This is a genomic window from Paenibacillus sp. FSL K6-4396, from assembly GCF_038002525.1.
Lineage (GTDB): Bacteria > Bacillota > Bacilli > Paenibacillales > Paenibacillaceae > Paenibacillus > Paenibacillus amylolyticus_B.
In genome coordinates, this window is record NZ_JBBOCR010000001.1 from 3,724,051 (window position 1) to 3,744,595 (window position 20,545).

At 42.4% G+C, this 20,545-nt stretch carries 19 protein-coding genes; 15 read left to right on the plus strand and 4 right to left on the minus strand.

The window, feature by feature from the left end:
• Nucleotides 1-319 precede the first annotated feature (319 nt).
• The 4 genes from MHB85_RS16110 (at nt 320) to MHB85_RS16125 (ending at nt 2,410) form a co-directional block, all read left to right on the plus strand.
• Nucleotides 320-868 (plus strand): hypothetical protein, encoded by a 549-nt coding sequence (locus MHB85_RS16110; protein ID WP_192131442.1) that lies wholly within the window; start codon nt 320-322, stop codon nt 866-868.
• 170 nt (nt 869-1,038) lie between these two features.
• On the plus strand, nt 1,039-1,431 hold the full coding sequence (locus tag MHB85_RS16115; RefSeq protein WP_244660908.1) for a pentapeptide repeat-containing protein: 393 nt from the start codon (nt 1,039-1,041) through the stop codon (nt 1,429-1,431).
• Complete coding sequence (locus MHB85_RS16120) at nt 1,334-1,687, plus strand: hypothetical protein (RefSeq protein WP_244660924.1); 354 nt, start codon at nt 1,334-1,336, stop codon at nt 1,685-1,687. The genes MHB85_RS16115 and MHB85_RS16120 overlap by 98 nt, the downstream gene beginning before the upstream one ends.
• Nucleotides 1,688-1,777: 90 nt before the next feature.
• Nucleotides 1,778-2,410 (plus strand): histidine phosphatase family protein, encoded by a 633-nt coding sequence (locus MHB85_RS16125; protein ID WP_341073220.1) that lies wholly within the window; start codon nt 1,778-1,780, stop codon nt 2,408-2,410.
• A gap of 137 nt (nt 2,411-2,547) precedes the next feature.
• Here the strand turns inward: MHB85_RS16125 and MHB85_RS16130 are convergent, their stop codons facing one another.
• Entirely contained in the window at nt 2,548-4,116 is a 1,569-nt protein-coding gene (locus tag MHB85_RS16130; RefSeq protein WP_341073221.1) for an FAD-dependent monooxygenase, read from the minus strand.
• 130 nt (nt 4,117-4,246) lie between these two features.
• On the opposite strand from MHB85_RS16130, the gene MHB85_RS16135 reads away from it, so the two are divergent.
• On the plus strand, nt 4,247-4,906 hold the full coding sequence (locus MHB85_RS16135; RefSeq protein ID WP_210108262.1) for a TetR/AcrR family transcriptional regulator: 660 nt from the start codon (nt 4,247-4,249) through the stop codon (nt 4,904-4,906).
• Between the two features lie 124 nt (nt 4,907-5,030).
• Here MHB85_RS16135 and MHB85_RS16140 read toward each other — a convergent pair whose 3' ends face one another.
• On the minus strand, nt 5,031-5,288 hold the full coding sequence (locus tag MHB85_RS16140) for a GlsB/YeaQ/YmgE family stress response membrane protein (RefSeq protein WP_091021013.1): 258 nt from the start codon (nt 5,286-5,288) through the stop codon (nt 5,031-5,033).
• A gap of 158 nt (nt 5,289-5,446) precedes the next feature.
• On the opposite strand from MHB85_RS16140, the gene MHB85_RS16145 reads away from it, so the two are divergent.
• The 4 genes from MHB85_RS16145 (at nt 5,447) to MHB85_RS16160 (ending at nt 9,359) form a co-directional block, all read left to right on the plus strand.
• The gene (locus MHB85_RS16145) at nt 5,447-6,154 is read left to right on the plus strand and encodes a response regulator transcription factor (RefSeq protein ID WP_091021014.1); all 708 of its coding nucleotides are present in this window, start codon (nt 5,447-5,449) and stop codon (nt 6,152-6,154) included.
• 41 nt (nt 6,155-6,195) lie between these two features.
• A complete protein-coding gene (locus tag MHB85_RS16150; protein WP_341073223.1) occupies nt 6,196-7,578 on the plus strand; it encodes a sensor histidine kinase in 1,383 nt (460 codons plus the stop codon).
• A 128-nt stretch (nt 7,579-7,706) separates the two neighbouring features.
• Entirely contained in the window at nt 7,707-8,408 is a 702-nt protein-coding gene (locus MHB85_RS16155; RefSeq protein WP_192131432.1) for a hypothetical protein, read from the plus strand.
• A gap of 522 nt (nt 8,409-8,930) precedes the next feature.
• The gene (locus tag MHB85_RS16160; RefSeq protein WP_341073224.1) at nt 8,931-9,359 is read left to right on the plus strand and encodes a nuclear transport factor 2 family protein; all 429 of its coding nucleotides are present in this window, start codon (nt 8,931-8,933) and stop codon (nt 9,357-9,359) included.
• A 298-nt stretch (nt 9,360-9,657) separates the two neighbouring features.
• Here the strand turns inward: MHB85_RS16160 and MHB85_RS16165 are convergent, their stop codons facing one another.
• Nucleotides 9,658-10,227 carry a TetR/AcrR family transcriptional regulator gene (locus MHB85_RS16165; RefSeq protein ID WP_076327468.1) on the minus strand — a complete coding sequence of 190 codons (570 nt, stop codon included), beginning with the start codon at nt 10,225-10,227 and terminating at the stop codon, nt 9,658-9,660.
• A gap of 165 nt (nt 10,228-10,392) precedes the next feature.
• Between MHB85_RS16165 and MHB85_RS16170 the strand changes: the two genes are divergently transcribed.
• The 3 genes from MHB85_RS16170 (at nt 10,393) to MHB85_RS16180 (ending at nt 14,946) form a co-directional block, all read left to right on the plus strand.
• Entirely contained in the window at nt 10,393-11,904 is a 1,512-nt protein-coding gene (locus MHB85_RS16170; RefSeq protein WP_341074233.1) for an FAD-dependent oxidoreductase, read from the plus strand.
• Nucleotides 11,905-12,209: 305 nt separating this feature from the next.
• Nucleotides 12,210-13,634 (plus strand): glycoside hydrolase family 1 protein, encoded by a 1,425-nt coding sequence (locus MHB85_RS16175; protein WP_341073226.1) that lies wholly within the window; start codon nt 12,210-12,212, stop codon nt 13,632-13,634.
• Nucleotides 13,635-13,767: 133 nt separating this feature from the next.
• Nucleotides 13,768-14,946 (plus strand): MFS transporter, encoded by a 1,179-nt coding sequence (locus tag MHB85_RS16180; protein WP_105598886.1) that lies wholly within the window; start codon nt 13,768-13,770, stop codon nt 14,944-14,946.
• Nucleotides 14,947-15,038: 92 nt separating this feature from the next.
• Here MHB85_RS16180 and MHB85_RS16185 read toward each other — a convergent pair whose 3' ends face one another.
• Nucleotides 15,039-15,791 (minus strand): MurR/RpiR family transcriptional regulator, encoded by a 753-nt coding sequence (locus tag MHB85_RS16185; protein WP_192131424.1) that lies wholly within the window; start codon nt 15,789-15,791, stop codon nt 15,039-15,041.
• A 267-nt stretch (nt 15,792-16,058) separates the two neighbouring features.
• Here MHB85_RS16185 and MHB85_RS16190 point away from each other — a divergent pair, with 267 nt between their 5' ends.
• The 3 genes from MHB85_RS16190 to MHB85_RS16200 all read left to right on the plus strand — a co-directional run bounded on the left by MHB85_RS16190 (nt 16,059) and on the right by MHB85_RS16200 (nt 20,387).
• Nucleotides 16,059-17,921 carry a beta-glucoside-specific PTS transporter subunit IIABC gene (locus MHB85_RS16190; RefSeq protein WP_341073227.1) on the plus strand — a complete coding sequence of 621 codons (1,863 nt, stop codon included), beginning with the start codon at nt 16,059-16,061 and terminating at the stop codon, nt 17,919-17,921.
• A 408-nt stretch (nt 17,922-18,329) separates the two neighbouring features.
• Complete coding sequence (locus MHB85_RS16195; RefSeq protein ID WP_341074234.1) at nt 18,330-19,493, plus strand: MFS transporter; 1,164 nt, start codon at nt 18,330-18,332, stop codon at nt 19,491-19,493.
• 330 nt (nt 19,494-19,823) lie between these two features.
• Nucleotides 19,824-20,387, plus strand: a complete 564-nt coding sequence (locus MHB85_RS16200; protein ID WP_210108268.1) for a GNAT family N-acetyltransferase — start codon at nt 19,824-19,826, stop codon at nt 20,385-20,387.
• Nucleotides 20,388-20,545: the final 158 nt, after the last annotated feature.

Consider the following 20,545-nt stretch of genomic DNA (forward strand, 5'->3'; position numbering starts at 1 on the left):
ATTGAGTCTTAATCCCCACTAGGGCCTATGTAATGTAGGAGGGATGAGATTCAATGCTTTTTTTGATTATGAGGAGGTATTATAAATAACAGAAAAGGATGTTGGAGAAGGGCTGAATGTTCAGCAAGTTTATTAGCAACATTGCTTCTGTTTTAATCTAATCGTTATTTTGCGATAAATGTTTTCCCTTTTTTATTGCAGGAAAATGGGAATCAGAGCACGAAATATGTTGATAATTATGCTAAAAAAGTTGCTTTGTGCACAATGATGTATCCAAAGCTGGATGTGCTTGAGCAAAGAGAAAGGTGTGTCACTATCCATGAAAGAACCATCTGAACACCTCATTGCCATGCTAGGTCAGCCTTATGAGTCCAGGCGTGTTCAACAAGTATTGCAATCCTTCGGTGTCAAACGTATGCCGAAGGCGAGTGATTATTTTAGTGACGACATTATTTGGTCTGTAAAGTCATCTATCCGCCTAGACGTTTATCGCTCACCGAAAATTCATGAACTGACTGGACGTGACGATCTGAACACGGATGAATGGATAATCGGCGCCGTCCATTTTCTTGCTCCTGGATCGGATGACCGAATCCATACCCCGTTTCCAGGACAGCTTCCTGCCGGAATGACAATGAACTCAACGCCAGATATGTTGATTCGTGAATACGGTCAACCTGCATTGTATGAAGAAGGGGAATGGCTCGGGGGCAGCGGTCCGTTTCTGGCTTGGCGTGAATCCGGCATAAATGTCGCCATTGAGTATGAAAAGAACGAGGACGACAGTGCAATGACATGTTATACTGCCTGTTTAGTTGGATGTATCGGCGCTTGGCGAAAGGATTACCCGGAGGTTTTTGCTCCCTGAAGAAATCAAAAAAAGAAGCACCCACGCTTGTCTGCACACCCATGGTAGGACTGAGACCAAGCATGGAGGGGCGTTCCATTCCTAGCTCAAATTAGGGAACATATATTAGTAATAACAATTCATGTCGAGGGACTGATAGGGTGATAGGGGTGAGAAGACTTGAGTCTAATATGTCAGTAAACAGCGAATTATTTTCTGATATTGTCAGGTACGAACACGAAACGATAGGCGGTACGACCATAATCAACTCAAATGTTGGTTCACCCATATTTTGGAGCTGTAACCTGCAACATCTTATATTTGATACCTGCGATCTTACAAATGCGAGATTTTTTGCCGGTAGTACGATTGATCATTGTACATTTATTCGTTCCGACTTGCGCTCTGTTGGCATCGCCAAAGACGAAGCTGTTTTCACCAATTGCGAATTTTCCTCCTGCGATATGAGAGGGATGACATTGGAGAATGCTACGTTTATCGACTGTACTTTTTATAAATGTAGATTCAATGACCGGATTTTACAAGCGGCGAATATCGTCAATTGTTCCTTTACCAGCAAGTGACCTGACACAATGTATTCCGTCAAAATCCAAAAATCATCTGTATGTTGAACAGATATCCGCACGTGTGAAAAATGCTTTGATGAAGATAGACGATGACCCTAATCTATCTGAAGATGATCGGAAGGTACTGGTACGCTGTCTTCGCAGGCTTGAGCCTATGGAACAATATATTTTTAACACAGCCCATATGAAGAAAATATATGGTGATGTTTTGGTTGAACGATTTTTCAGTAGTCTGGATTGTAACATGGCGTAGATTTTCTCGAACGATTCCGTAGAATGATGAAGCGCGCTGTATAAGTTATCGCAATAATGGGGAGTGTAGAAGAAAAAAGGTGGAAGAGAAATGTTCCGATTATTCATTTTGATACCCTGTTTTTTTCTGTTGCTTGGAACAACTTATAGTGCCTGGGGAGCAGAGATTACCGGATCTTCTCTCATAAAAGATCTTCAAAAAGGCGGATACATCCTTTATATCCGACATGGAGATGCAACTGTAGGGGCAGATCAACAAAACTTTAGTCTAACAGATTGCACTACGCAGCGGAATTTAAGTGTATTGGGAAAGGAACAAGCTGAAAAATATGGCGAGGCTATCCGTAAATTAAACATTCCCCTCCAAATACCTGTAGAAGCAAGTCCTTTATGTAGAACCCTCCAAACGGCTCAGATTGCTTTTGATACACAACAGGTAAAAGTAAATGATTTCTGGTTAAACATATATAATCTCAGTCAAAATCCGAGCACTGAAAAAATAAATAGTACATTGCAAGCATTTACAAATGAAATTGAACAAATACCTCCGACTCATGTTAACAGAGTAATTATAGCCCACTCTTTTCCTCCCGGGATAGGAGTAGGAGAACTTGCGAGCATGGAGACCGTTATTCTAAAACCACTGGGAGATCAAAAAGGGTATGAGGTTATTGGGAAATTGACATTAGAAGATGTTTTACAGCTAGCCGGAGTGTCAAATTAGATCAAAGATTGTATTTCAAAAGGAAAATTTAAAAAAATGGATTGAAGTAAAAAGAGAGGGGCCGCTTTTGGTGACAAAAGTTGCCCTTCTTTGATTTCCTCTTGTATTTATCTTATTTCCCGCTGGTCTTGTCCAAATCAGTTTGCCCGATATATGGAATTCAAGTAATTCGAAATTGATGAAGCATCATCAATGGAGGTACGCATTGCAATATATCCGTCAGGACGAATCAATACAAGTTCTTTACTTGTTACATCGTAAATTCGATAGGCATTACCTGCTGTGTCTATTAAACCTTCCGCTGCCCTCTCCACGTTGGATGGCAGAATATAATGTATGTGGAGTTCGTTGTTGGTGAAGTTCTTCAGCGAAGGATCGACGCTGTTTGCAAAAGCCAAAAGCGTCCAGTGTTGGCCTCGCAGTAGGTCAAAGAGACTTCCTGCAAATCCGGTACCTTGCAGGCCCGTAGCATTAGGAGCACGATCCCCAGGAAATGAACGGGTAGCATTTGTTCGAGCAGAACGACGGGTAAGCGAACTTGAGCGATAGGAAATGAGTAGTCCACTCGTCAGATCGTCGGATATGGTGCTCAAAGTCTGGGACAACCCTCCGCCTTCAGTCGCCGTTCCTATGACCACTCCCATCTTCTTCGTGCTGTCCTCAAGAACAGCTTGAGCCACTGGGCGGCGCTCCTCATCGTACGTGTCGAGTAAGGCGGTGTCCGCTCCTCGTATCACATCCGCCAGCTTCCAGCCGAGATTGTACGCGTCCTGCATCCCCGTATTCATGCCTTGACCACCGGCCGGCGAATGAACATGAGCAGCATCGCCGGCAAGGAAGACCCGGCCGTTGCGGTAACATTCAACCATACGAACGTTCACCCGGTAGATGGACAGCCAGGAAGCAGCCGTAAGCCGAACACGTCCGGCCCCTGCGCGACGATCAAACATGGCTTGATACGCCTCTAGCGAAGGCTGCTCTGGTTCTTCGATGTCTTCCGGAATTGTAGCCTGCAGTTGCCAAATATCGGATTTTGGCAGCGGCGTCACCCCGATCATCCCCTCCGAAGAAGTCCAGATATGGATATGGTCACGATCTAACCCTTCCAATCGTACATCGCCAAGATACCATCGCTCTTGATCGTGTGTTTCCCCAACCAGCGGTAAGTGAATAAACTTGCGGATATTGCTTTTGCCCCCGTCAGCGCCAACTACATAACGAGCGCGAATTTGCTCTTCTCCTTGTGGTGAATTCACGTTTATCGTTACACCATCCTCATCCTGAACAAGACTTATGGCTTCCATGCCCAACTCAACTTGACCGTCAAGCATTGCATATCGGTCGCGCAATGCTTTTTCTACATCATATTGAGCAATCCAGACCGGATCGCGATAGGGTGTTTCAAGTTCGGGGCTGGCTGCAACGGTAATAGACGGCTTGTCCACACTCCTGCCATCTGCGGTATAATAACGAACAGGCAAATCCACAACACCTGTGTCAATAATGTAGTGGACGGCCTCCAAATCATCCACAACTTCAAGCGAGCGAGGCTGTATTCCTTTGGCGCGAGAAGCAACGTTAAATAAGGAGCTTCGTTCAATAATACGATGGTCGATGTTTCGACGGGCCAGATCACAGGCAAGGGTAAGCCCTGTAGGACCGGCCCCGACAATAAGAACATCAACAAAAGACGGCTTGGTATTCATGAATAGAATCCTCCTTGATCATTGATTTGATATGCTACATTTGTTATACTACACCGTGCAGTGTAGTTTGTAAACAGAACAGAACTCTAATCAATTTCTGGTGGTATACCTATAAGGGGGCAACGTAAGAATGGATTATACGGAAAACAAGAAAATCCGCAAAGGCTCTTCAGACAAAAGAGCTAAAATTATTGCGGCAGCACGAGACCTGTTTCTTTCCGATGGGTTTGATCGATCCAGCGTCGATGCGGTCGCAGCTAAAGCGGGAGTTTCCAAACGGACAGTTTATGATTATTATGGCGACAAACAGAATCTACTGCTTGCCGTTGTTGAAGAATCCAGTTTGGCGGTTCTTGACATGATTGAGCAAGGGATTTCAGATCACCTCTTGGAATTCGAGGATCTGCAGCAGGCGCTCATCTTATTTTGCGAACAAATCGTAGCTTCTGCGAACGGTTCGTCCGATTACATGGCTTTGATCCGTCTGGTTATGGTGGAAACCGCCAACCTGCCAGACTCGTTTTTTGATAGGCTGGATAATGCCACTGAAGAGGGGATTATCAAGAGGTTTACAGAGTTTGGACAAACCGGATTGCTCCATGTGCCCGATCCTGAAATGGCTACAAAGCACTTCGCTGCATTAACGTTTTTATTGGTATTTAATCAACCCAGAAAAACAGAGGCATTGGAAGAGGAACAAACCAAACGTATCATCACTGAAGGGGTGCGTGTCTTTCTTTGCGCTTATGCGCCTCGTAGCGTTCAAAAGGAAGATCAACCATCATACTGAATGCGATTTTGTTCAAAAATAAAAAAAAGACTGTAAACATTCATCTTCTATCGATGAATACTTTCGGTCCTTTTATGTTTATACCGTACTAATAAACCACGGGATCGGTTTCCGCCTCTCTTTGTTAACGTCTTCGGAAGGCTCCGCCGCGTGCCAGAGCGAAGAAGATGAGCAGGGCAATAACCGAGCCAACAATGGCTGGAATAATATGAAATCCGCCAATCACCGGTCCCCTTGGTCCCAGCAATTCCGTTCCTAACCAGGAACCGATAAAACCCGCAATAACGTTCCCAAGTACACCGCCCGGTACGTCTCGCCCAATCAAGTTGCCGCTTAACCAACCAATAAGTCCACCAACAATGAGTACCCAGAGCAGATCCATGGATTGTTCTCCTTTCTTCGGGTTTAATACAAGTTATGTTGGGTTCGTTGGAATATACCTCATGTTCCTGTTGGTGGAGGAATCTAAAGCGTCTGTGCTAATATGGGTTAATATATGATTGAAGCTGGAGAACAAGCTAGATAGGGGTGCTTGTACATTTGAAGAAAATCCTAGTCATTGATGATGAAATCGCAATTCGAGATTTAATTGAGCTGGTGCTAAGGCGAGAAAACTATGATGTGCAGACCGCAGAGGACGGCAAAACGGGCCTGCAGCTGCTCGACTCTTTTCAACCCGATTTAGTGGTACTAGACCTGATGCTGCCAGACTGCTCCGGTTATGACTTGTGTAAGGTAATTACCGGAAAACGTGCCATTCCTGTGATCATGCTCTCTGCCAAAAATGAGGTAATTGACAAGGTGCTCGGACTAGAGCTAGGGGCGGAAGATTACATGACCAAACCCTTTGACAATCGTGAATTGCTCGCTCGGATCAAGGTGATTCTGAGAAGAAACGAGAGTAAGGAGGAATCGAGTGAAGGGACAGAAGTGAAATCTACACGCATCATTCATGAAGAGCTGACATTTGATCTGGAAAGCCGCAGGGTACTTAAAAACGGTGTACCCGTGTCTTTAACGGCCAAAGAGTTCAAAATACTGGAAACGTTACTCAAAAGGCCAGACAAAATCTATACCCGGGATGAGCTGCTGCAGATTGGATGGGGATATGACTTTATGGGAGACAGTCGCAGTGTGGATATGACCATCATGCGATTACGGAAGAAGCTCGAGGATAACGCTGACGAACCGAAGTACGTCAAAACGATCTATGGATTTGGCTATCAACTTGGAGGTGGCGAGGCCTGAAGTATGCAACCCGGTTACTGCTGAATTATTTATTTTTCTCCGTGCTGTCTTTTGGCATCATCATTTTTGCGGTAAATAAAGCTATCGATTACTATAGCTTCGTTACCATTGAGAAACAGATGATGGAGAAGGCAGATCTGTCGGAGTTGTCCTTCCGTGAGGTGTTGGCACAGCATAGGTCCTCGTCAGGAGAGCCCCAGACGAAGGAAATTGTCAGACTTGCTCTGGAGAAGCTGAAAGCTTCAGGCAAGGAAGTACGTATCTATGACAGCTCCAAGCAGTTGCTGGGCCTAGCTGTGGATGGCATCATCATTAATGATGGCAAACCGCTTATTTTTGACAAAAATATTGAGAAAGCACTAAGCGGCAGTTATGCCTACACCGTCACGGAAGATCATCTGCTTTATTTTGCGACGCCCATTCAGGATCAGTTCTACGAAAACGCTTATGTGTATGAATTCGTGGATGACATTTCCTACTTTTATGCGATCATGGATCAAATTCGTTATATCCTGTTTGTCGGTGCAGGCGGATTTATTGTGCTGATTACGTTATCCAGCCTGTGGATTGCGCGCAACACAACCAAGCCGATTAAGATACTGCTTGGCGCTGCGCAAAGTTTCTCCAGACAGGAGTTTCGGAGAGTTCATCTAAAACGGAAGGATGAGCTGGGCATGCTGGCAGATGGGCTGGATTCCATGGGGCGGCAGCTTCATGATTACATTCAGTACCAGAAACAATTTGTCTCCAACGTATCTCACGAGTTAAAAACACCCTTGGCAGCCATTCGTGGTTTCTCTCAATACTTGGTTGAAGGGGAGACCAAGAACAAGGAGCTGCAAAAAATCTATGCTCATCTGTTGCAGGAATCGGATCGGCTCACCCGCTTGATTAATGAACTGTTGTTGCTATCCCGATTCGATAAGGCTGGTTCTAACGATTTGGAAGTCGAGAAGACCGAAATGAACGAACTAATTCAGCAAGTTGTAATGAATATGGGAGCGAAGGCTAAGGATAAAGGGATCGAGATCAGAGTTAGTCAGGCGGAGGAAGAACCGGATGATGAGGGTACGACAAGAGTGCACGCCAACGTGAATCCAATGCTGATGTCCCATGCGATCGCCAACCTTGTAGACAATGCCATCAAATATTCAGGCAGTCCATCGCTGATCGAATTGAAGTTGGAACATACGCCAAGTGAGGTAGTTATACGGATACGTGATCAAGGCATAGGCATCGCGGGCGACGAGCTGGAGCGAGTGCAGGAACGCTTTTACCGGGCGAAAAATGCAAGTACAGCAAACGGTTCAGGTCTTGGACTTTCCATTTGCAAAGAGATTGTAGAGCGGTTTAATGGATATATCGACATCGAAAGTCAAGTGGGAAAAGGGACAACCGTTACAATTGTTTTGCCTCGTGCGTAGACCTGCATCTAAACCCAAGCCTAAATAGGTAACGTTACAAGATTGGTACATTTCTGTTATGAGACTAACAAATGTTTTATTTATAATCACTTCATAAGAACAAATCACACATTTATGGAGGGATCATGATGAAATTGATAAACAAAGCTGCAAGTTTTATCGTACTAGGTGCTTTACTAACGGTGGCATTAACGGGCTGTCAATCCAGTGAAGCTACATCGCCAGCAACCGGACAGAACACTGCAAATGAACAGAACACAGGCGAAGGTGCAACAAATGCTACTGCGCCTGCTTCCGGAAGTTCTGAAGAAAAGGGTACTGAAGCTATTAAAGAAGGTTCGATGGAGAAGGAAGGCAATGTGGTGCTGAAGGAACTTGCTTTTGTCTATAATGAGCACACCATTGCGATTTCGGATACAGCGAATGAAGATCAGATGGAACAGATGCTGGGCAAACCGGATAACCTGAAATCTCATACGTACAGTGCCGACGATGGAACAAATATGGATAACTTAATCGGTTTTACGGAAAAAGTGTACACGTATCCTGGTCTGGAGATTAAAACAATCAGTATACCGAAGGGGAAACAAGACTCCATCTTTCATATCGAAATCACAGATCCTAAGTACGCGACAGTGCGAAACATTAAAGCAGGAGATAGCCTGGATACACTCAAAAACGCATACCCTGAGGGGAAACTGCTTGGTGATGGAGCCCCTGATGAGGAGGATGACTTCCGTTACGAGCCATCCAATTATGTGGATGTGATGTCGTTTCATATCAAGGATGCCAAGGTAGAGAGCATTCAGATCTTCAGCCTTCTGGACTAATATTTAGTGATCGATGTTGGCAAGCCATTCATTCGATTCACCTTTAACACATGTATAAAATGAAAGTTAACCCTCTTACATCCTGAAAAGGAGTATTGAGGGTTAACTTCATTTTAGGACTTTTAAATGAAGCGCTGCTTGGGCAAATGCAACCCATGATTAGCGAGTTTGCAAACTGAAACTTTGTTACGTTTCGTCCGCGATGAGCGGCTAAATCCGGCTGTAGCTTCTGCGACCAATCATGTCTGGCTACAAGCTTCCCGTCCGTTTTCTGCACAAGATCAACCTCGAACAAACGGTACCCTCGATTGACCTCTCTCCGAACCTGTAGGGAATTCTTAGAGTTCTCATAAGATAGATACTAGCATTTTCAACCTCTTTTTATTGTTCGAAAATTTTCGAATTATGTATTGCAGCTATGTGGGAAGTGTGATATATTTCTTTTCAGGCCGAACAGTTCGAAAATATTCGAACTGAAACTGTACTGCGTAAGACAGTATAGACAATACAGGAGGTAATAACATGCCCAATACAGCAACCGCTGGCAATACTAACAATTCACTGAACACCGATGCAAACATCACGATGTTAAATAATTATTTTCGCTTGTTTGATGCATCTCGCACTGACGACCGGGCTATGAAGGATTTGTTATCCCTGTTCACGCAGAATGCTGAAATTGTTTCAAACGGTAGCAGTCGTACAGGATTCGAGGTGGTTATTAAGACTTTTTATGAATACAATAAAGACATTAAACATATGTGGGATGCATGGGTTCTTCAGCCCGACGGCAGTTATCGAACTAACTGGGCAGTATGCGGGCAAGCAGTAGATGGCACGGTGTATGCGAAGGCGGGTATAGATATTATGCGTGTGAACGAGTCAGGGCAGATTGTGTATCTGAAGAACGTGCAGACGACTGAAGATGCTTACAATGAATATAACTCGTAAGATGAATATAGGTGGTTGTTACTTCATAGGCCTCTGGTAAGGACCATTGCTGATTTGCTACATAGTAACCCATTTTTTTGATCAGTAGGCATAATTTTATCGACTTATACTTTAGATTCACAGCATCTGTGGCCTTCAACCGAACTATCCTAAAACTAAAGAAACCGATGGGACTTTACATAAGTAAAATGCCCATCGGTTTTTATTTTATCTCAACTATAAGATACCTTCTTATTCTGGTGAAAATATGTCATAAAGGATAATTTTTCTGTGTGCGTAGCGTAGAGTGAGCTTCATGTTAGTCTAACATGATTTTCTCGTTAACCATTTGATAGTAATACTCATCCATCTGTTCTGCCGTAACATCTTCTTCAAGATGATATATCCACCACGTCACAAGTAAACTAATGACCCCTGAATGATATTCGGCTAAGAGTTCTATGGGAGGTGAAAATGGTTTTCCTCTTCTTTTTAGTTCCAGAAAATCTCTTCTGGATATATCTCCGATATAGTTTTTGAAAAAGTCAGTAAATCCCTTGTCATTCTTCTGGTTTTGAACAATTGGCTCCAGTAAATTCTCCAACATGAATCTAGATAGGCTTTGCAAGGGCTGCCGAAGCCGATCTTCTATACTCATTTGTAAATAATCCTGAAGAACCCACGTGAGGGTAGCGGATAACAGCGCAAATTTATCCTCAAAATGTTTGTAAAACGTTGTACGATGAACCATCGCTTTGTCACATATCTCATTAATCGTGATATTGCTGAATAGCTTGCCTTGCTCAGATAACAGATCTCTAAAGGCCGTAATTAACAATTTATGAGTCCGGGCAACTCTTAAATCAAGCTTTTTTTCATTGATTTTCATCTACACCACTTCCATATCGTAGTTTAACTATATACCATCCCTATATTGATTCTTACTATAAAAGAAATTTTGATTATATATTGGTATTATAAGTAATATTTTGATTTCTCAACAAGTGTAGATTAAAATCTAATTTCTAGAAAGGATGAATCTTCGGTGTCCGACATGAAAAAAGCTGTGGTGATCGGAGCAGGGATTGCTGGATTAATTACTGCAAGAATGTTAGCTGATTATTATGAGGAAGTATGTGTGATTGAAAGGGATGAATTCCCTTCGGAGCCAAATAACCGACAGGGTGTACCTCAATCTTTTCATCCACACCGCGTACAACCACGCGGCGCGCTGATTATGGAACATTACTTCCCAGGATACAATGACGAATTGATAGCATTGGGAGCGATCTCTTCACACGATGAGAAGCTTATAGTTACTAATCGATACGGTACATTAGTTAACAATGAGGATCCTTCTTCATTTAAAATTGCATCGTGCAGCAGAGCTTTGCTGGAATGGGTGCTGCGCAAACGAATCCAAAATATCCCTCATATAAGCTTCTTAACAAGTATGGAAGTTACTGGACTCATCGTATCTGAAGACCAGCATGCTGTTACAGGCATTTATACCAAAGAAAGAAGCGGTGAAAAAAGGAAAGACCAACTTCCAGCGGATATGGTTATTGATGCTTCAGGACGTTCTTCCAAATTGATTAGGTGGCTTGATAAATTAGGGTTGAATGTGCCAGAACCAGAAGTGCTAAAGGTATCTCTTGGTTATAGCACCCGTTATTACAACATTAAATCCTCCATTCCGAACGAATGGGTGATGTCTGATTCAGATCCTGAGCAAGGTATTCGTGCAGGCATATTTACGCGCATTGAGGATGATATCGCTGGACTCATTCTTTTCAATGCTGGAGGAGATGAGTATCCGTCCACTCAGCCCGAAGAGTTTCAAGATCAAATCAAGCATCTATTTGCTTCAGATAAAATTGTGAAGTTAATGGAGCAGTTGGAGCCATTGCAAGGGCCTAGGGGGTACCGTATTTCCGAGTCTGTTCGTCAGCATTTTGAACTCATGGAAGATTGGCCCTCTGGTTTACTCGTCCTTGGTGATGCATTTTGTAGCTTTGATCCTATTCATGGACAAGGTATCACCGTTGCTGCTATCGAAGCTGAGACTATAGGAAAGTCTTTGGAAGCACAGCGATTGCATCCCGATCCGCAGTTTGAACGGAACATATTGCTTCGTATGCAGCAGGCCATCGATCCGGCTTGGTGGCTTAGTTCCGTGGCTGACCTGCGTTGGAGAGGGGTAGAACATGGTGGGCCTTATGAACTGAAAGGAGTGGATTTTGCTCAGAAATATATCAACTTATTTACGAAGCAAGCGATGAAAAAAGCAGATCAGGAAAAAGATAACCATCTCTTTTTTATGCAATTCCTAATGAATGCTTTGATCCTTCCTCCAAGTGAATATTTCAAAGCGGATGTCCTGGACATGATTCTAAACGACAATGGTTCAGAAGAAGAAATTGAATTAAGAGCAGCGCTTCGTGTCCAGGATTCGGATTTGTTCCAGCAAAAATTAGATGAGATCATTCCATTATTCCAACCGGAATATGATGAAGAGATTAAGAAACTGCTGGAAACACTTGAGCCTGCCTCTTTTAATGGATAACTTATCATGATGAAGTCGTCATTTTGACGGCTTTTTTATTTTGTGTCTATTATGATGGCGTGTTAGAAGTACAGTTACCCTTGAGCTAACATGCAACAATCCTTTAAAAAAATGAAACACTACGTTACTTTTATGTTACAAATGTGAATCTCTGATACCTTGTACTAAATACGAAATAACATGTATTTTATGCATTAATCTATGTAACATAAGTTGTGAAAACAAATACATGATAAAAAACCGATAAAGCGAGATTCATTTATATCCAGATCCGCTCAAGGTTTAAAAGAAAGGTGGCTTACCAAATGAGTCAAACATTTCAATTTCCGAATGGTTTTTTGTGGGGAGGTTCCGTCTCTGCAAACCAAATTGAAGGTGCATATCAAGAAGACGGAAAAGGACTTTCCATTCAGGATATCATGCCAAACGGCATTCAGACACCTCCGACGATTGAACCAACAGAGGATAATATGAAGTTATTTGCGATTGACTTCTATCACCGATATAAAGAAGATATTAAACTCCTTGCAGAAATGGGTTTCAAAGTTTTTCGTACGTCTATAGCTTGGTCCAGAATCTTCCCGAAAGGGGATGAACTTGAGCCAAACGAAAAAGGTCTACAATTTTACGACAACCTCTTTGACGAGTGCCGGAAATACGGGATTGAACCTCTAGTTACGATCTCTCATTATGAGACTCCTCTACATCTCGTTAGGGAATACGATGGCTGGGCGAATCGAAAAATGGTCGATTTCTATGAACGATATGTGCGAACCATTTTTGAGAGATACAAAAGCAAAGTGAAGTATTGGCTCACATTTAACGAGATTAATTCGATTCTTGAACACCCGTTTGCAAGTGGCGGGATTAACACGCATAAGGATCAAATTAGCAAACAGGCCCTGTACCAAGCGGTTCACCACGAGTTTGTTGCAAGTGCAATGGCGGTTAAAATTGGGCATGAAATTAACCCGGATTTCAAAATTGGTTGTATGGTCATTGCTATGCCGATTTACCCATTGACTCCTGACCCTAATGATATGATCAAAGTGATGGAAGCGGATCATAAGAACACAGGTTTTACGGATGTTCACGTGCGTGGTTATTACCCAGGTTACATGAAACGTTATTTGAAAGATAACGGAGTTACCATTCATTTCGAGCCTGGCGACGAAGAAATTTTGAAAAACACCGTTGACTTTATTTCCTTTAGCTATTATCAAAGTAGTTGCGAAACGGCTGATCCTGCCAAGCAAATTAAAGGAGAAGGAAACCTGATTGGTGGTGTTCCTAATCCGCTCTTGACTGCGAGTGATTGGGGTTGGCAGATCGACCCCAAAGGCTTAAGGTACATCATGAATGCAATGTATGATCGTTATCAGAAGCCATTGTTCATCGTTGAAAATGGATTAGGAGCCGTAGATGAACTGATCACGGACGAAAATGGTAATAAAACCGTTATTGATGATTATCGCATTAAATATTTGAAGGAGCACTTGCTTCAAGTCGCTGAAGCCATTCAAGATGGTGTTGAATTAATCGGATATGCATCATGGGGTTGTATTGATTTGGTTAGTGCAACAACTGCAGAAATGAAAAAACGGTACGGCTTTATCTATGTGGATCGTCATGATGATGGTTCAGGAACATTGGAACGCTATCGTAAGAAGTCCTTCCACTGGTATAAAGATGTCATTCAGAGCAACGGGAGCAGCTTGTTTCGTGAGTAGCAGGTGCTAATGTTGGAACATTGTTGAATACAGATCAGCTTAAAGGCCTACAGAATAAAACTAAGAAAGGGCCGCCAGTCAGCGGCTCTTTCTTAGTCTAATAATTGATATTTGAACGATTAGGGAGTAGAAGATGAGAAGAAAAATGTTTTTAATTATTGCTTTATTTGTTGCTACATTGAATTTGCGCCCGGCTATTAATTCCATATCTCCGCTGCTAGATACGATTCGGGAGGATCTGGGGATGAGCGCTGCACTAGCCAGTTTGCTAACTTCAATACCTGTACTATGTATGGGCGTATTTTCACCTTTTGCCGTCAAAGCAAGTGGGAGATGGGGAATAGAACGAATCATAGGATATTCCCTGATCGTGGTCGGAATCGGAATAGCTACTCGGCTATTTACACAGTCTACGTCCGTTTTACTTTTATCAGCATTGATCGTAGGTATCGGGATCGCTTCGATCGGCCCGTTAACTTCAGGTTTTATTAAAAAGTATTTTCCCGATCATGTTCCATCTATGATTGCACTCTATAGTATTGCAATCACTTTAGGGGCTGCGGTCAGTTCAATGGTATCGATTCCCTTAAAGACATACTTCAACTCTTGGCAGATAGCAGTAGGAGGGTGGGCAGTCATTGCCTTTGTAGCAGCGATCATTTGGTGGATCATGGTGAAGCCTCGATCTGAATCTGCTAATGCTAATGTGAGTGAAATAAAAGAACGTCCGATAATTAAACTTCCTTGGGGAAATAGAAGCGCATGGACGCTTACGCTTTCATTTGGATTAATGGCTATGTTGTTTTATTCTTTTACAGCGTGGCTCCCGTTAATGATTCAGGAAATGGGGTATAGCAAATCCTATGCAACGCTTTGTCTGACCATATTTGTTGTCATCCAAATCCCGATTAGCTTTGTCCTTCCAGTATTATTGAAGAACTTTCCTTCAAGAAGAGTATGGATGGTTGGTGAATCTCTGTTCATGATTGTTGGGTTGATTTTATTGATGATGAATTTCATACCGATGGTTTCCGTTGTACTCTTTGGAGTCGGAGCAGGGGGCTTGTTCACCTTAAACCTGATGTTACCGATTGATTCTACAACCAATGTGAACGATGCAACTTCCTGGTCAGCGATGCAGCAATCTGCCGGGTATGTTATTGGAGCGCTGGGTCCAATATTGCTAGGCTGGATTCATGATGCTTCCAATAGTTTCACACCTGCTATGATTGGAATGATTGTAATCATCATTCTAATGATTATGACGCAAATTGCAGCAACACGAAGGAAAAAAGTAATGGAAAGCGTCTAACGTACTCATCCGATCGAGAGCCATAGTGACTTAAAAGAGAGCCCAAAAGGCTCTCTTTCTGGTCTTTATTTATAGAGAGATCGAGTTCTTTCTCATAGCTCCAATTCTGTATTTACCATTTCTTTGAAAACCTCTCGTCCCAGCCATTCCAACAGGAAAGTAACAGGAACCTGAGTGGTGATGTTCGTGGATTCGTAATACTCTTCTTTTACATAATAAGGGATACTTACATCTGATATTTTAGCCATGGTGGATTGGCGATCGTTCGTTATCGCCACAATTTTATTTTTCTCCTGCTTGATCCGTTGGAGATAAGGTAGCACAAACGGGTTTTCACCTCGCGTAGATAATGCAATCGTAACACTGTCTTTTTGAATTCTGGTATGGATGGGGTAATGAGGATCTTTTATGTACACGGAACAGATCCCTAGATTTGAGAAAAATCGGGCTCCATACTCTCCTATTATTCCGGAGCTCCCGATACCAATAAAAATAACGCTACTGGCATTAGCAATTAACTTTGCTGCCGTCCGAATTTTCTCCTCCAATTCAGGAGCTTGAGAACGTTCAAAAAACTCATACACTGCATGATGTGGACTTTTCAACTCCTGCTTCGTTAGTTTATCTTGTTGGGAAACGAGCATCTTAAGTTTTACTTTAAATTCGGAAAATCCCTCACATTGATTCTTTCTGCAAAATCGCAGAATGCTGGCTGTAGATACATGAGTTTCATCGGCCAGTTCTCTGATACGCATGTACGCCACTTTTTCCATGTTCTGAGAAATATAGTTATATAAAGATAGTTCCAATTCGTTATAGGATGAGATTTGCTCACTGGTGAACATGGATATGCACTCCCTTAGACCATAATAAAAATAATAGGTGACCTGCTTAGGCAGTATACATTACCTATGTTTAAAAAACAACGTGTTACATTTTTGTAACAAAAATCATCTCGTGTCAAAGGAAACTAAACACTTAAATCATATATATTTTCTTTTCTGTTCTGAGTAACATGACGTTATAACATATGTTTCGCACTTCCATTATAACTGGCTAGACGCGTCCATGGTCAGAGAATACCTTATTATACGTCGAAGGAGCCTTACAACATGGATAAACAACAATTGTCTAAAGATATTCTCAAACTGGTTGGTGGGGAAGAGAATATCGATCAAGTTACACACTGCATGACTCGACTCAGATTCAATCTAAACGATAACAATCAAGCAGACAGAACAACGTTAAAAAACACACCTGGCGTTATGGGTGTAATGGAAAACGGTGGACAGTTTCAGGTGATTATTGGCAATGAAGTTTCCGAAGTGTACAGAGCACTAGTGACCAATATGAGCATGAAGCCTAACGCAGAGAGTGCTCCAAAAGGTGGAAAGAAACAAAGGAATCCGATCAGCGCATTATTTGACTTCATCTCGGGCATGTTCACGCCAATCCTGCCAGCAATTGCTGGCGCAGGTATGATCAAAGGGATCGTGTCCATTCTGGTGGCTCTTGGTTGGATGACGAATACAAGCTCAACCTATATCATTTTATCCGCCGTTGGCGATGGTGCATTCTACTTCCTGCCTATTCTTCTGGCCGTTAGTGCTGCGAAGAAAATGGGTAGCAATGTTTATGTGGGAGCTGCATTAGCGGCTGGTCTTATGCACCCAACCATTACAGCCTTGTTTCAAGAGGGTAATACATCGTTTGCAGGCATTACAGTTATTGCTACATCCTATGCATCATCGGTTATTCCCATCGTCATTGCAATCTGGATCTCTGCTTACGTGGAGAGAGCTATAGACCATATTACGCATGCTTCACTCAAAATGATTGTTGTACCCACTGTAACGTTACTTATTATGGTACCACTAACCTTGATCGCGATCGGGCCACTGGGTGGCATTATTGGAAACGGTTTATCTGGGGGTATCAGATGGTTATTTGATAACGCATCCATTTTTGCAAGTATTTTAATTGGTGGCACGATGTCTGTACTGATTATTACTGGCATGCATTACGCACTGTTGCCGCTTGCAGTTGGTTCGATTGCAACACTTGGTTACGATTTTATCGTTCCATTAATGTTCGCAGCTAATATGGCCCAGGGTGGTGCCGCATTTGGTGTGGGCTTCAAGTCTAAAAATACCCAAACCAAATCACTTTCATATTCTACAGGACTGACCGCTCTTATGGGAATTACGGAGCCAGCCATGTACGGAATTAACATGAAATTCAAAAAACCATTTATTGCAGCGCTCATTGGGGGCGCAGTCGCTGGAGCGTTTCTGGGAGCCTTTTCGGTTAAAGCCTATTTCATTAGCACTGTAGGTCTTCCGGGAGCTGCCTCATATGTCGGTCCAGACATTAGCAACCTGCTCTATGCACTAATTGCTGCTTTGATTGCATACGTTGTCGCTAGCGTCATTACTTATATTCTGGGCTTCCAGGAAGAGGTACCTGCACCATCAGCAACGTCTGCAACTATATCTGTAGTAACTGAAGACACTAAATTACAGGATGAACAAATATTCAGCCCTATCAGTGGGGAAGTTAAGCCACTTAGCCTGGTTCCAGACCCTGCTTTTTCAGAAGAAATGATGGGTAAAGGATTTGCCATTCAACCTGCAGAAGGACGTGCAGTTTCCCCAGTTAACGGCACAGTATTCTCTGTTTCTAAGAGTGGTCACGCTATTGGTCTCGTAAGTGATCTTGGCGCAGAGATGCTCATTCACATTGGGATTGATACGGTAAAGTTGAAAGGCCAATTTTTCTCGCCAAAGGTACAGGCTGGAGCAAAAGTATCCGTAGGCGACCTATTGATGGAATTTGACCGTGAAGAGATTGAAAAAGCGGGTTACAACATGATTACGCCGGTCATTATTACGAATATGCATCAATATACCGATGTGGAATCAGCTGGTCGTACCAATATTCTTGAAAAAGAATGGATGTATACAGTCAAAGTTTAATCTGGTTATATCCATAGCGACAGTGTTCCAAAGCATCTTTGGAATACTGTCGTTTTTGTCTTGATGTTGCATAGCAAAACCCAAAAAACTCCTTCTACATAATATTAAGCTGATACAAAACACTGCGTAACATTTGAGTAACAAATGTGATCTCATGTTAATTCAAACTAAAAGGCTGAAAGGTATATATTTATTTGAACAATAAAAGTAACATAAGTTATGCAAATGAGAATCTCTTATGGATTTAACACTGAAAGGTGGAACACAAATGAATCTAACCATTCGCTTAGGGGCTGTTTTTCTGTGGGAAAGTCTCTAGCTACTAATTCAATAGTATCTGGTTGAGAATATTTAATATATCTATTTTTCTAGAAATACAGAAATAAGAAGGTGCAATTGTTGAAAAATATGTGGAAAATATATTTATTAGCTGTAATTAGTTTTCTTAATGGATCATCAGAATATGTTATTGCCGGAATCCTGGACAAAGTAGCTGAATCTAGCAACATTTCAGTTTCTTCTGCTGGACAGCTCATTGCTGTGTTCTCTATAGCTTTTGGTGCAGGGACTCCTTTCTTAATTGCTTTTACATCTAAATTAGACCGAAAAAAGCTCTTAGTTTATGCATTAACGGTATTCTCTGTTGTTAACATTTTAATTGCAACGATCACAGGATATGAGATGCTTATCGTAGCTAGAATTATTTCAGCACTTAGTGCCGGTGTTATTCAGGTTACGCTCCTTACTCTTGCTGCAGCTTTGGCTGCTCCAGGCAAACAAGGCAGTTCAATTGCTACTGTTATCATGGGAAATAGTACGGCATTAGTTATCGGTGTACCTATAGGCAGGGTTGTAGCTTCCCATTATGATTGGAACATTATCTTTATTGGTCTTGGAGTAGCCGGACTTATTCTCTTATGCCTAGCGCTGCTGATCATACCTAAAGTCGTTGCTGAAAAAGCGGTTCCTTTGCGTGATCAGTTTACATTCATTATGCAACCCCGTATTGCAGCAGCGTTACTGATTACGTTCGTGTGGTTAGGTTCATATTCCATTTTATTTACGTACATTTCGCCGTATCTCCTAAATATATTTAACATGAGTGATCAAGGTGTAACGGTAGCCCTGTTTATATTTGGTATTGCCAGTGCTATTGGTTCCAAAATAGGAGGACTCAGTACAGATAAATGGGGTACATTCCGTACCCTAGCTGGTGGAATGATACTCCATGCCATTGTATTACTGTTGTTCCCGTTTATAGGCCAATCCATATTTCTTCTATATATATTACTTATTTTCTGGGCACTAGTAGCCTGGTCCTCAGGTACGCCGATCCAATTTCAGCTTATAAGTCTCGCTCCTGCCGCTTCTGGCATTGTACTGAGTCTGCATAGCGCGATTGGACAAGTTGGAATGGCTGCCGGAGCTGGTGTCGGGGGTATTGCTGTCAACCACAACTTGTTGAACTATATTCCATGGATCGGTGCGCTTGCCCTTGTGATTGGCATCGTAACAACGCTGCTTGATAACTCTCTATCTAAAAGAAAACAAACGAAACAATCTTTGCAATAAATAAACACTTGTATTATCTTTCTTATTGTTATAATTCATAACTCATTAACCTTAAAGAGTAATAAAGTCTGAAATATCCTACATTTTCTAGTTGATGACTTGGTCAGTATCCAACCCGAGACAATCAATAGTTACACCACCACAAATGTCGCGGGACGATAACATACTGCCATTGAAGTCACTATTACAGCATTTTTTGTTTTATTCATTGTTATCTGATGTTGAAGGTTTGTAATAAAATTCATAAAAAGTATAATGACTGTATTAGCCTATCGTCAGGCAAGAGAAGGGTGATCACGAAAATCTGAATTAACGCTGGAGGCGAATAAGATGCTGGAATTAGAGTTTACGACTATAGAGGAGTGGGATGAAGCATTGTGGGCGCGGATGGAGCAAATCTATCATGAGGCTTTTCAAAGCGGCGCTAAGACAAAAGCGATTCTGCGCAGTATGCTGGACCGGAAGATTGGTTATTTACACACGGGCGTGCATCATGGAGAAGTGGTTGCGATGGCTGTTACTGGACTGGAGGGGAAGGTTGCGGAGCGCATCCTGATCATCGATTACCTTGCGGTTGAACAGAAGTTGCGTGGGTGGGGCATAGGGACCTGGATGCTAGAGCAACTCAGAGCCTGGGCGTTAAGGGAACACCGGATCAAAGGTATGATTATCGAGGCGGAGTTCGGGACAACGGAGGCTCATCAGGAACGCATTCAGTTCTGGCAACGCAACGGGTTCATCCTAACCTCCTATGTCCATCAATATAGAATGGTGCCAGAGCCGTATCAGGCAATGATGCTGCCACTGGATACAAATACGCATGTGCCTGACGATGGTGAAGCACTGTTTCGTTATATCAATGCTTTTCACAAGGTTGCTTACCGGAAGAGTTAGACCGCATTCAATGGAGTTGTGGAAATGAATAGAGTCAAGTTAAATATAGCACCATTCTCTTTTGTGTTTAGTTTAATGTAAGGACCATTAAAAACGGACATATGAAGAACCAGTCTTCAAACTTTGGGGAGGATCGGTGCTTTTGTTCATTTATATAA

Excerpts from the sequence above, each read along its gene's own strand:
- MHB85_RS16110 (WP_192131442.1), top strand. The coding sequence starts at position 320 with ATGAAAGAACCATCTGAACACCTCATTGCCATGCTAGGTCAGCCTTAT.
- MHB85_RS16115 (WP_244660908.1), top strand. The coding sequence starts at position 1,039 with ATGTCAGTAAACAGCGAATTATTTTCTGATATTGTCAGGTACGAACAC.
- MHB85_RS16120 (WP_244660924.1), top strand. The coding sequence starts at position 1,334 with ATGCTACGTTTATCGACTGTACTTTTTATAAATGTAGATTCAATGACC.
- MHB85_RS16125 (WP_341073220.1), top strand. The coding sequence starts at position 1,778 with ATGTTCCGATTATTCATTTTGATACCCTGTTTTTTTCTGTTGCTTGGA.
- MHB85_RS16130 (WP_341073221.1), bottom strand. The coding sequence starts at position 4,116 with ATGAATACCAAGCCGTCTTTTGTTGATGTTCTTATTGTCGGGGCCGGT.
- MHB85_RS16135 (WP_210108262.1), top strand. The coding sequence starts at position 4,247 with ATGGATTATACGGAAAACAAGAAAATCCGCAAAGGCTCTTCAGACAAA.
- MHB85_RS16140 (WP_091021013.1), bottom strand. The coding sequence starts at position 5,288 with ATGGATCTGCTCTGGGTACTCATTGTTGGTGGACTTATTGGTTGGTTA.
- MHB85_RS16155 (WP_192131432.1), top strand. The coding sequence starts at position 7,707 with ATGAAATTGATAAACAAAGCTGCAAGTTTTATCGTACTAGGTGCTTTA.
- MHB85_RS16160 (WP_341073224.1), top strand. The coding sequence starts at position 8,931 with ATGCCCAATACAGCAACCGCTGGCAATACTAACAATTCACTGAACACC.
- MHB85_RS16165 (WP_076327468.1), bottom strand. The coding sequence starts at position 10,227 with ATGAAAATCAATGAAAAAAAGCTTGATTTAAGAGTTGCCCGGACTCAT.
- MHB85_RS16170 (WP_341074233.1), top strand. The coding sequence starts at position 10,393 with ATGAAAAAAGCTGTGGTGATCGGAGCAGGGATTGCTGGATTAATTACT.
- MHB85_RS16175 (WP_341073226.1), top strand. The coding sequence starts at position 12,210 with ATGAGTCAAACATTTCAATTTCCGAATGGTTTTTTGTGGGGAGGTTCC.
- MHB85_RS16180 (WP_105598886.1), top strand. The coding sequence starts at position 13,768 with ATGAGAAGAAAAATGTTTTTAATTATTGCTTTATTTGTTGCTACATTG.
- MHB85_RS16185 (WP_192131424.1), bottom strand. The coding sequence starts at position 15,791 with ATGTTCACCAGTGAGCAAATCTCATCCTATAACGAATTGGAACTATCT.
- MHB85_RS16190 (WP_341073227.1), top strand. The coding sequence starts at position 16,059 with ATGGATAAACAACAATTGTCTAAAGATATTCTCAAACTGGTTGGTGGG.
- MHB85_RS16195 (WP_341074234.1), top strand. The coding sequence starts at position 18,330 with ATGTGGAAAATATATTTATTAGCTGTAATTAGTTTTCTTAATGGATCA.
- MHB85_RS16200 (WP_210108268.1), top strand. The coding sequence starts at position 19,824 with ATGCTGGAATTAGAGTTTACGACTATAGAGGAGTGGGATGAAGCATTG.